This is a genomic window from Candidatus Hakubella thermalkaliphila (assembly GCF_013281975.1).
Lineage (GTDB): Bacteria > Actinomycetota > Humimicrobiia > Hakubellales > Hakubellaceae > Hakubella > Hakubella thermalkaliphila.
This window is the reverse complement of record NZ_BLRZ01000068.1, coordinates 1-10,627: the sequence shown is the minus strand read 5'-3', so window position 1 is coordinate 10,627 and position 10,627 is coordinate 1. Positions and strand designations below refer to the sequence as shown.

General features: G+C 47.9%; 15 protein-coding genes and 1 pseudogene. 9 read left to right on the top strand and 7 right to left on the bottom strand.

All coding sequences use genetic code 11. From position 1 onward, the window contains the following. The first annotated feature begins 97 nt into the window (after window positions 1–97). The 9 genes from HW443_RS07250 to HW443_RS07210 all read left to right on the top strand — a co-directional run bounded on the left by HW443_RS07250 (window position 98) and on the right by HW443_RS07210 (window position 5,835). The gene (locus HW443_RS07250; RefSeq protein WP_176238022.1) at window positions 98–685 is read left to right on the top strand and encodes a carbon monoxide dehydrogenase beta subunit family protein; all 588 of its coding nucleotides are present in this window, start codon (window positions 98–100) and stop codon (window positions 683–685) included. After that, entirely contained in the window at window positions 686–1,828 is a 1,143-nt protein-coding gene (locus HW443_RS07245; protein WP_176238021.1) for a transketolase C-terminal domain-containing protein, read from the top strand. Next, window positions 1,825–2,682, top strand: a complete 858-nt coding sequence (locus tag HW443_RS07240; RefSeq protein WP_176233221.1) for a thiamine pyrophosphate-dependent enzyme — start codon at window positions 1,825–1,827, stop codon at window positions 2,680–2,682. Before HW443_RS07245 ends, HW443_RS07240 begins: the two co-directional genes overlap by 4 nt. Further along, on the top strand, window positions 2,682–3,383 hold the full coding sequence (locus HW443_RS07235; RefSeq protein WP_176231636.1) for a 2-oxoacid:acceptor oxidoreductase family protein: 702 nt from the start codon (window positions 2,682–2,684) through the stop codon (window positions 3,381–3,383). Before HW443_RS07240 ends, HW443_RS07235 begins: the two co-directional genes overlap by 1 nt. Further along, window positions 3,368–3,568 (top strand): 4Fe-4S binding protein, encoded by a 201-nt coding sequence (locus HW443_RS07230; protein WP_176231637.1) that lies wholly within the window; start codon window positions 3,368–3,370, stop codon window positions 3,566–3,568. Before HW443_RS07235 ends, HW443_RS07230 begins: the two co-directional genes overlap by 16 nt. Window positions 3,569–3,771: 203 nt before the next feature. After that, window positions 3,772–4,170, top strand: a complete 399-nt coding sequence (locus HW443_RS07225) for a DUF6788 family protein (RefSeq protein WP_176236497.1) — start codon at window positions 3,772–3,774, stop codon at window positions 4,168–4,170. Beyond that, window positions 4,167–4,943, top strand: coding sequence for a sodium-dependent bicarbonate transport family permease (locus HW443_RS07220; protein ID WP_176231596.1), 777 nt, complete (start codon window positions 4,167–4,169; stop codon window positions 4,941–4,943). The genes HW443_RS07225 and HW443_RS07220 overlap by 4 nt, the downstream gene beginning before the upstream one ends. 31 nt (window positions 4,944–4,974) lie before the next feature. After that, entirely contained in the window at window positions 4,975–5,313 is a 339-nt protein-coding gene (locus tag HW443_RS07215) for a P-II family nitrogen regulator (protein ID WP_176231595.1), read from the top strand. A gap of 150 nt (window positions 5,314–5,463) precedes the next feature. Then, on the top strand, window positions 5,464–5,835 hold the full coding sequence (locus HW443_RS07210) for a DsrE/DsrF/TusD sulfur relay family protein (RefSeq protein ID WP_176231594.1): 372 nt from the start codon (window positions 5,464–5,466) through the stop codon (window positions 5,833–5,835). A 38-nt stretch (window positions 5,836–5,873) separates the two neighbouring features. Here the strand turns inward: HW443_RS07210 and HW443_RS07205 are convergent, their stop codons facing one another. The 7 genes and pseudogenes from HW443_RS07205 to HW443_RS07175 form a co-directional block, all read right to left on the bottom strand. After that, the gene (locus HW443_RS07205) at window positions 5,874–6,134 is read right to left on the bottom strand and encodes a hypothetical protein (RefSeq protein WP_176231593.1); all 261 of its coding nucleotides are present in this window, start codon (window positions 6,132–6,134) and stop codon (window positions 5,874–5,876) included. Window positions 6,135–6,136: 2 nt separating this feature from the next. Continuing rightward, window positions 6,137–6,391 (bottom strand): hypothetical protein, encoded by a 255-nt coding sequence (locus HW443_RS07200; RefSeq protein ID WP_176231592.1) that lies wholly within the window; start codon window positions 6,389–6,391, stop codon window positions 6,137–6,139. Window positions 6,392–6,452: 61 nt separating this feature from the next. Then, the gene (locus tag HW443_RS07195; protein WP_176231591.1) at window positions 6,453–7,196 is read right to left on the bottom strand and encodes a GltB/FmdC/FwdC-like GXGXG domain-containing protein; all 744 of its coding nucleotides are present in this window, start codon (window positions 7,194–7,196) and stop codon (window positions 6,453–6,455) included. Further along, window positions 7,193–8,473 (bottom strand): NAD(P)/FAD-dependent oxidoreductase, encoded by a 1,281-nt coding sequence (locus tag HW443_RS07190; RefSeq protein WP_176231590.1) that lies wholly within the window; start codon window positions 8,471–8,473, stop codon window positions 7,193–7,195. The genes HW443_RS07195 and HW443_RS07190 overlap by 4 nt, the downstream gene beginning before the upstream one ends. 72 nt (window positions 8,474–8,545) lie before the next feature. Then, window positions 8,546–8,749: pseudogene (locus HW443_RS07185) on the bottom strand (4Fe-4S binding protein); the annotation flags it as partial. Further along, window positions 8,748–9,719, bottom strand: a complete 972-nt coding sequence (locus HW443_RS07180; protein WP_176231588.1) for a sigma-54-dependent transcriptional regulator — start codon at window positions 9,717–9,719, stop codon at window positions 8,748–8,750. The pseudogene HW443_RS07185 and the gene HW443_RS07180, both read right to left, overlap by 2 nt. 1 nt (window position 9,720) lies before the next feature. After that, window positions 9,721–10,569, bottom strand: coding sequence for a GAF domain-containing sensor histidine kinase (locus HW443_RS07175; protein ID WP_258189925.1), 849 nt, complete (start codon window positions 10,567–10,569; stop codon window positions 9,721–9,723). Between the last annotated feature and the right edge of the window lie 58 nt (window positions 10,570–10,627).

Here is a 10,627-nt window from a genome sequence, read left to right as displayed (position 1 = left end):
AGCTTTTCAAGGTGCGGAACGGGCAAAAATACCCACACTAAATCGGAACGGTACCTAAAAAGGTAATGCCTAAATCATTTTTGAGGAGGTTTTTTAAATGGCTGTCAGTAGTAAGTATTGGGTTCTGCCCGGGCCGGAAGGTTATCTGCCGCCGGCGGCTGCTTCCAGGGGGGTGGTGCTGCCTGAGAAAGGGGAGGCCCTGGTAGAAGGAAAAATAGTCACAGAAGAAGAAGCTATGGGAAAAATAGCTGAGAAACTCCTGGCAGCCAAAAATCCGGTTTTCTTCCCGGGACCGTTACTGCTCTGGGACTGGAAAGCAGGGGTAGCGGAAAAAGCCAAAGCAGTAAAAGAATTAGCCGAAGCAGTGGGGGCCAAGATAATCCCCATGCCCGATTACCGCCCCAAATACCCCATGATTAACCCCGCTGTAGAGATCAATCCTAATCATCCGAATTTAACAATCTGGCACAATAAGATAGACGTTTGCGCTTTTGTGGGAGTCCACTGCCACTATGCCAATTTAGCCCTTAAGATCATCAGAGGAGGCACTGACTGTTACACCATTGCACTGTGCGCGGAAATGGGGCATGAGGATGCCATGATCACCATGAGGAATGTCGGACTGCAGGAGATAAAGAGTTTGTCCGGGATTGTTAAAAAAAAGATGAAAGAGAGAGGGGTTTAAGTGATTGAGCAAAAAATAGTGGAACCCGAATACCTCTTTTTTCAGGCAGATAGAGAAGAGGTGTTTATCACCGGGAGTGAGGCCCTTAAAGAGGCGATTAAAAGGGCCAATGTTGACATGGCTATCTCCTACCCCATTACTCCCCAGTCAGAAAGTATGCATTTGGTTGGAGACCTCTATGTGGAGGGTTATGTCCGGGAATATTTCCGGGGCGAAAACGAGTTTGCCGTAATGTCGGCAGTGGCCGGCGCCTCCATGGGCGGAGTCCGGGTGTTTACTGCCACTGGTGGGCCGGGGACTTTACGTGCTTTCGAGATATTTCCCGCCTGGGCCGGGGCCAGAGTGCCTGTTGTTTGCGCTTTTATGACCAGGGGGGTAAATTCTCCCTTGTCCATCCAGCCGGATACCATTGAGATGGCCTTCATGCTGCATACCGGAATCGTGATGTTTCATGCGGAAACTGCCCAAGATCTTTACGATATGCTGCTGAAAGCATTTGTTATTGCGGAAAAACCTGATGTCCACATACCGGTCGGGGTATTTGCCGATGGTTTTTTTGTTACCCATACCAGGGAGAAGGTAAAGATAGATCCGGCGGAGATAAAGCTGCCCCCCTATAATCCATATAGTTCTCCTGTTCCGGTAATGGATATGGAGAATGTCCCTGTAAGGCACATGCGGGACCCCTTTGTGATGAAGAGTAACTTTATCAGTTATGCCGCCCATGCTTCCTGGCAGCAAGAAATTTTGGCGGCGGCGGAAAGAGCCCGGAAACACATCCATAAGTATTTAGGCGGATTGGTGGAGACGGAAAATGAAGAGGCTGAGATCCTCATTATAGCTTCCGGAACAGCGGTGTCCCAGAGCCGGGAAGCTATCGCCTTAGCCTGCCAGGAAGGTTTAAATGCCGGCCTGGTAAAGATCAAGAGTATTCGCCCCTTTCCAGAAGAGGAAATCAGAAAACTTACTCAAAAGGCCAAGGCGGTTATTGTTCCGGAATTTAACCGGGTGGGCTGGCTGTGCAAAGAAATAAAATCAGTTGTTGAGGATAATACCAAAGTGGTAGGCGGACCCAGGGTATTCGGCGGTATGACTATGCCCCCCCACTTGATTTTAGCCGAAATCAGGAGGTGTTCTCAATGAATAAAAACCTGTTTAAGATCTCTCCCGGCTTTGAAGACATAATGCCAGCCGAATATCGGGAACTGGTGCACGATGGGCCCTATGGGAAAAATCTTGGTGTCTCTGATTTGGGAACTTTCAAGGAATTGCTCGAAGAACATCCGCTTTGTGCCGGTTGTGGACTGGCTCTTTCCCTGCGCTTGATCCTGGCCTCCCTACCTAATCCCGAGGATACCATAATCGTAGGCTCCACCGGGTGCAGCTCTCTAGCTTTTCCACAGGTGGGCGTCCATAACATTCATTCTCTTTTTGGTAATCAGAATGCCGTGGCCTCCGGTTTGAAAAGAGCTTTAAAACTTAGATTTCCCGAAAAAACCAAAGATGTAGTGGCTATCGCTGGAGATGGGGCAACCGCCGATATTGGCCTGGACATGGTGATGCATTCATGGTTCAGAAGGGAGAACATTGCCACCATCATGCTGGACAATGAGGCCTACGCCAACACGGGAGGCCAGGAGAGCGGCATGTCTCCCCAGGGGACAGTGCTCTATATGGCACCCAAGGGGAAAAAGTTTCCCAAGATCTCCTTGCCAGAAATCGCCCGGGAGGTTGGTTGTGCTTATGTGGCAGTAGGCTCACCGGCACAGCCCAGGCCTTTAGAAAAGATGGTCAGGCGGACCATCCTGGTTGCCAGGGAGATAGGCCCCACTTATCTGCAGGTGTTTTGCCCCTGCCCGACCAATTATAAGTTTAAGCCCCAGGAAACAGTGGCAAAAATAAAGCAACGGGAAAAGGAAGGGACGTTTCAGACCAGGGAATACATCACCCTGGAGGCCCAGAAATTACTAACCAAACTGGAGGAGGGCAAAAAGTAATGAACAGGAAAATAAGTATCCGCATGTCCGGTTTAGGTGGTCAGGGTGTAGTCACAGCCGCCCATATTCTGGGGGTCGCCACCACCCTGGAAGGTTTAGTAAGTACGGTTAATCCCTTCTTTGGTGCGGAAAAACGCCTGGCTCCTGCAGAAAGCTATGTGAGGATTTCTTCAAGCCAGATTGATGAGCGGGGAGAAGTTCTCTACCCGAATATTATCATGATTTTTCATCCCCATGTGATTACTTTAGGGAAGTGCTACACCATGCCATTTTTTGACGGCTTGCAACCAGAGGGAATACTCATCATCAATTCTGAGCAACCGCTTGACCTGAGCAAAGAGGATCTGACCAAATTAGGGCAATTAAATGCCAGGTTGTTTTATCTTCCCGCCACCCAGATTGCTACACAAGTGGCAGAAACTGAGCTTTCCACCAATATTGCGATGCTGGGAGGGTTAGTGGGTGTTACCCGCTTGGTTTCTGTTGAGGCTATCAGGGAGTCTCTGGCGGAACGGTTCGGCGGCAGGAAATTCCTGGCTTCGGCCACTACTGCTGCCCTTGACGATGTGCTGAAGAGCAAATTTGCCCAAGTGACCCAGCTGGTAGACAGAAATATGGAAGTTGTGCACAAAGCCAGTGAGGCTGTGCAAGAGTATTTCATCAAAAAAAAGGAGGCCGGTAGCCTATGTATGTTGCGGTAAAGCTGGAAGATGGAAAATGCACCGGGTGCAAGCTGTGTATCTTTATCTGCCCCGAGCCAAATGTTCTTAAATTTAGCAAGGAAGTCAAAAAGGTAGCTGTAAATGAAGGCCGCTGTAAAGGCTGTGGGTTGTGTGTGACAATCTGCCCCAAGGAAGCTTTGGCCAGTGCCAGCATTGGGAACTAAGCCCGATATTGGATCTATAAGTGAGCAAAATGCCAAACGGTGAGCCAGAAATACTGAAATTTCACCATAAGAAATAACTCTCTTAAAAAGCCTACTGAAATAGGGTTTTGGAGAAGGAGTTGGAAAGAATTTAAAGGAGATTTGACAACTCCTTCTTTTTGATCTAGTATCAGGTCTGTGAAAATAAATAAGGCAGTCCTGAAATGAGCTTAGATATAAGTAGGATGCGCCAGGAGATGGGCCGCTTAAGCCGGGAGAGATGGGGCCTGGAAAAGGAGCTGGCCGGGGTACTCTCCCGCAAGTTTCTGCTTAAAGGTTCCCTGGTGCAGAAATATAAAGCCTGCAACAAGCCAGGGTGTCGGTGCACCAGGGGGGAGCTACACGGGCCTTTTTGTTATCTCTCCGTAAGCCAGGGGGGCAAGACCAGGATGATCTTCATTAAGAAGCAACATTGGCTAAGGGCCAAAGAGCTCTCCACCAATTATCGCCAGTGGCGAAAGAAGCGAGCCACAATAGCCCAAATAAATAAGCAAATACTTGCTCTTATTGACCAGATGGAAAAAGAGAGGACCCTGGAGGTATCTTCCCTTGAGAAGAGGTGAGATGCGGCAAGAGAAGAGCCGAGCTAAGAAAAAAGAAGAGCAGAAAAATATTAAGCCTGGACCCGTCTAATGCCGGTTCTATTGCCGGTCATTATGGAGCTGTCAGCAGCGTCACCCTGGCGGCGTGTATTGTCTTCCTGGATCAGATGAAGGTGCCGTTTGAGAGATTTATACCAGCCCTGTATCCTTTTACGGACACAGCGGCGCTGATTACAGCTATCGTCTTAGGTAGGGCAGGTGTGAGGGCTATTAACAATAATAACGAAAATGGCCTTGATATCTCCGCCATCTTGCGTGAAGCTATAACCTCAAAGCCAAGTGTCTTACTGCTGGGGGGATTTATCATTGGCTTTATCAACGGAGCACAAGGGATAAAAAGTGTGATGCCATTTTTTGACACGCTATTTCCGGGGGTCATAACGCTATTTATGTTGGATATGGGCTTGCTGGCCACTGTCGGGTTGCGTGAATTAAAAACAGTTAATAAACATATTTTTTCCTTCGCTCTACTCATGCCTCCCCTACATGCACTTGCAGCAATACTACTGGCCACGGCTATCGGTTTAAGTCCCGGAGGTGCAACTATTTTTTCAGTCTTGGCAGCAGGAGCTTCTTATATATCAGCGCCGGTTGTAATGCGTACCGCCTTACCCCAGGCTAACCCTTCACTTAGCTTTGGAATTGCTCTGGGAATTACCTTTCCCTTTAATGTGACAGTTGGTATCCCCCTTTATTACCAGATCGCCGTCATGGCAGCAGGCCTTTTCCCCTGATAAAGTGAATCACGGTTAGGGGGTGAAATCTGTGGAATTAGAAAATGCCACGAAGGTTGTTATCATCACTGAAACCATAATCGAAAGCAGCATTCTCCGCTTGCTCAAATCGCTTGGAGTTAAAGGGTTTACTATCTACAAAGATATCACCGGTGAAGGCGGACGAGGGATACGGTCTGTGTCAGGTGGTCTTAGTGAATTGGGCGAGAATGTACGGATTGAAATTATTGTGTCCAATGAAGAAAAAGCGCGCTTGATTATGGAAAATGTGTGTGACAAATATCTGTCAAAATATGCAGGCATTATTTATCTGGAGAATGTTCAGGTAATCAGAATTGAGAAATTTGCAAACCAAAATCCGCATTCTTAGTTTTTGAAGCAGTGGCTACCCGAATCTGCTTTTTGGAAGTGGTTCCTTGCGCCTTGACGAATATCTTGGGGTTCTGCGCAAAATATACACCCGATTGAATAACAGCAATGTGAATTGGGTGGTCACAGCTTGTCATAGAAGGAGAACGATATGGCAACTATTACTGTGGTAGTCGGAGAGCCCCCCTACGGGAAAGAGAGGCTATACACCACCTTCAGATTCGTGCTGGCTGCGCTTCATGAGGGACATTCGGTAAATCTATTTCTCTTTGAAGATTCTGTCTTTGTGGCCAAGAAAGGCCAGAAACCCCCTGAAATGCCGGCTCTCTTGGATGAAAGGATGCCAAATTGCGAGGAACTTCTTAAGGCTGCTATAAAGGAAGGGGCCAAAGTCAAGATCTGCGGAGTCTGCGCGTCCGAACGGTCACTAAGCCAGAGTGAGGTCTTGGAAGGGGCTGAGATTACCTCGATGAGAGACCTGGTTCAGTGGGTTTTGGATTCTGACAAAGTTATCTCTTTCTAAAAGATGACACGATAACCCGCTGATGTATGGGCAACGTACTATACTTCTAGTAATTCTACCTTCACATCATAGCCCAGTTTATGAAGGTAGTCATAACAATCGTCCCATGTAAGACCAAATTCACGGACATCCGCAAGTCCTATGCGAGCAAGGATCTCTCTTATAATTTCAAAACTCCCGTTCTCAAAGTTAGCTTCTCTTATCATATCCTCTGCCCAGCTAACAACGCTGGGTAAGTCTATCTCCCGGTTTATGTATCTTATAAGCACATCTGCAAGTAACTTCCTTGTTAAAATCATCGCTATCCATCCTCTACTTCCCTATGACCCTTATCCATAGGGAATTTTTCGTGAATTTCTATTAAATTACCATTACCATCATAGATTTCCTGATAAAACTTAAGTGTTTCTTCCATAGCATCCACTTCTTTAACGTATCTTGCTCTCCACCCATGTTTCCCTTTCACTTCAAGCCAATATATTCTGCCCCCATCAGGCAATTTCTGCCAGTTAGGGAACTTTTTCTCATTTAACCATCTCTTCTCCTCAAGCGTCATCTATAAAAAGTATAGCACAAGTTCAGTTTTTATATCAGATAAATAGGGTGTAACAAGTTGATCAGTAGGCATATATCTTGCCATAAGGTCTATGGCTGTAGGGGATAAGTTTGGTGAATTCTTGTTGTAATATCTCTTCCAGATCCAGGGAAAACTCTTTGCAGAACTCCTTCAGGTAGGCTTCCAGCTCCTCCCAGTCTTCTTGGGCCAGTTTCTGGCGGCCTACTTCTTTTCCCAGTTGATAGTCTTCCAGTTGGCCCCGAATGTAGATAGTACCACCATGCATACCGGTGCCTACATAGTTTCCCACGATGTTTTCGGCAAGAGGACTTTTCTCTCTATTCAGACCCAGGAGAACCAGGACCCCTCCGGCCATGTACTCTCCCAAAAAATCTCTGGCTGTTCCCCCGGCCACAATTACCGGAAATAGGTCCTGGTAAGATTTCATATGGATGCCGACCCGATAGCCCACGTTGCCCCTTATGAAGATTTTGCCACCCCTCATGGAATGGCCTATCACGTCTCCCGCATCGCCGTGGACCACTACCTTGCCGCTGTTCATGGTATTGCCTATTAAGTCCTGGCCGTTCCCGTTGACCACTATGTGCGGTCCATCCATAAAAGAGGCCAGATCGTTTCCGGGCACTCCGTTAATAATGATATTGGCTTGCACTCGGAGTCCAGCACCGATATAGCGCTGACCGTTAACATTATCAAGAACAATCTCTTTTTCTCCTGACTCCACAGCCCGGCGGACTCGCTGGTTGAGCTCTTGGTAGTGAAGACCTCTGGCATCTATCCTCATACTTCCACTCCTACGCCAGAGACCATGTGCTTTCTGTACTCTTTGGGCAGCCAGACCAGGCCAAAATCCTCGCGCAAAAGATGTTGTTTGAAGCCACTTACCTTGACCCTATCTTTAATAAGGCCGGTTATTATCCCCGCCCGGTCGATTTTGCCAATAAAAATAGCTCCCACTACCAGCTCATCTTTTAACACGATCTTCCTGTAAGTGAGTTTCTGAGGATGATGATCTTCCAATATTTCATAACCGTCTTCGGGAGGGACAGTCAGACCTACGGAAATGGTGGGAAGGCCGCAGATATCCACCGAGTTCATGGCGAACCACCCTCCGTACTCCCGGGGCAGGCCGGCCATGTTGTAACCAGCCACAGTGCCCTGAATATAGGCGCTGGGCCAGATGGGGATGGGGCGATCAATGCCCATAACCAGGTCAAAAGCCTCGGCTACATCGCCTGCGGCATAGATATCCGGGACACTGGTCTCCAGATACTTATTGACCACAATACCTCTATTGACCCGGATGGATGTACCTCTAACTAAATCTACGTTGGGCTGGACTCCTATGGCAAATATGAGCAACTGACATGGAACTTCTCTTTGGTCTTTCAATATGACTTTTTCGACTTTGGAATTATCTCCTTTGATCAAGCTCACTGTGTTGTCGGTAATTATGTTTACTCCTCTTTCTTTCAGGTATCCCTCTACCATAGCGGCGGCCTTGTGATCAAAGGTTATGCTCAGGATCCTGTCGGCGAGCTCCACCACAGTCACTTTTATACCCCTCTCCACCAGAGCCTCGGTAGCCTTCAGCCCGATCAACCCGCCTCCGACCACTACAGCCTTCTCGATCCGATTTCGAGCCATAAACTCCATAATCTTCTGTACATCATCCCATCTGGTAAAGGTAAATACGCCCTCTAAATCTCTTCCCTCTACTTCGGGAAAAATGGGGGTACCGCCAGTGGCAAGGAGCAGTTTGTCAAAAAAGAGTTTTTCTCCTGTCTCTAGCGTAATGCTTTTACTTTCAGGATCCACGGAGATAGCCTTTTCTCCCAACCTCGCCTCTACCCGGTTGTTTTCATAGAAATCCTTTTCCCGGTAGAACATGTTCTCCTGGCTGACCTGACCAGCCAGCAGATAGGAGATCAAAGGTCGGGAATAGGCAAGATAGGGCTCATCGGAAATGACCGTTATGGGATTTGTTCTATCCTGGCTGCGGATCGCCTCTATTGCTCCCACCGCTGCTGCTGCTGAATTGCCAATGATAAGGTATTTCATCTTATTTATAGCTTCCCCATTTTCATAGTTCGAGGGTGCGGTCCCCGAATGACATCAAATTACCTTGCTCCTCTAGCCCACTTTTTCATAGGCCTGTTCCAAATTTTCCCTTTCCTCGAAAAGGAGAGCTTCGTTGGGGCAGTGAGCCACACAGACGGGAATCTCCTCTCCCAGACACAGGTCGCACTTTGAAGCGACCTTCCTGCCTTCCACGTCCCTCTTTATCACCCCAAAGGGGCAGACCATGATGCACATCCAGCAGCCCACGCATTTGTTATCTAACCAAAGCGGGAATATCTTCCTTCCGCTCCCTTAAAGGTGGCAGATAAATGGAAATCACGTTTAGCCGGTAATAAAGGTCCTCCCGAAACTTGCCCTCCTGGATAGCTACCTCCAGATTCTTATTAGTAGCTGCAATCAGCCTCACATCTACCCTGACAGGTTCTTTTCCTCCCAGTCTGGTAAATTCCCCATCCTGGATGACCCGCAATATCTTGGTCTGGGTAGACAAAGACATATCCCCTATCTCATCCAGAAACATGGTTCCGCCATTGCTCTGCTCAAATTTACCAATTCTCCTTTCCTCCGCCCCGGTAAAAGCTCCCTTCTCATAACCAAAGAGCTCGGACTCCAGGAGGGTCTCCGGTATAGCCGCACAGTTGACCACCACAAAAGGTTGATCAGACCTTTTGCTGTGCTGGTAGATGGCCCGGGCTACCAGTTCCTTTCCGGTGCCACTCTCTCCCCGTAACAATACCGTAACATCCTTTCCAGCTACCTGGCCGATCATCTTGTAAATCTCTTGCATCTGGGCTGAGCTACCCACAATCAGGTCTTCCTCTTTCGCTGTTCCAGCCAGAGGAGGATAAGAAACTGTTTTCTTCATCAACTGGCCCGCAGCCAGAGCTTTGTCAATAATTTTACGCATTTGCCCTACATCAAAAGGCTTGAGCATGTATTCATAGGCACCAAGCCCCATGGCCTCAATGGCTGTCTGCATAGTTCCGTAGGCAGTCACTATGATTACGGGCAGCCGGGCATCTATCTCCTTGATCTTCTTCAGAGTAACCAGTCCATTGGTGCCAGGCATCCTTATATCCATTATGACCAGATCTGGCCTGTGGCTTTCTGTCTTCAGCAGGGCCTCCTGCCCAGAGCTGGCTGAGATGATCTCGTGGTCGGGTGAAAGTATTCTTTTGAAGGAGTAATGGATATTCGGTTCATCATCTGCAACCAGTATCTTCATCTTATATCCCTCTCTCTAGAGGAAACCACACCCTGAAGGTCGTGCCATGCCCTTCCTGGCCATCCACGGAAATCTCTCCTTTGTGTTCTTCTACTATTCGGCGAACTATGGGTAAACCCAACCCCAGACCGCCCTTCTTGGTGGTCACAAAGGGAAGAAATATCTTCTCTTTCATCTCCTGGGAAATCCCCTGACCGGTGTCCGCTATCTCGACAAGAATATGCTGCCCTGTGTTCCTGGTGCAAATATTGAGTGTTCCACCCTCGGGCATAGCCTCTACTGCGTTGATCACCAGATTCAAAAAGACCTGTCCTATCTTATCTGGATCTCCTTTAAGGAAAGGTAGATCAGGATCTGCCTCTTTCTCCAGATGGATCTTTTGTCGATTAAGACGGTGGCTGACCAGCAGCAAAGTGTTATCCAGAGTCTGATTTATATCCACGTCTCGCCATTGGGGTCCTTCGGAACGAGCATAATTTAGAAATTGGCTCACTATCTTGTTTATTCTATCAATCTCCCCTTCAATGACGGTGAGATCCTTCCTGTCATCAACCGGAAGAGCGTAAAGAAGCATCTTAATGATGGTCAGAGGATTCCTGATCTCATGGGCCATTTCCATGGCCAGTTCTCCCAGTACCCCCAGTTTCTCCACTCGCCGAATCTCTTCCTGTAAAGTTACCATTTTTTCGTAGAGCCTGGCATTTTCGATGGCAATGGCTGATTGATCAGCCAGACTAGAGAGGAGATGTACTTCCTCTTCGGTAAACTCGTATTGAGTGGACTTGTAGACATTAATGACACCAATGGCCTTTCCTTTCACCATTAAAGGAACCGACAAAAGGGAGTGCAATCCCCCGACTTCCGCACTTTTAACCTAAATTGAGCCAGGCAAAACAAAAAACCCCTAC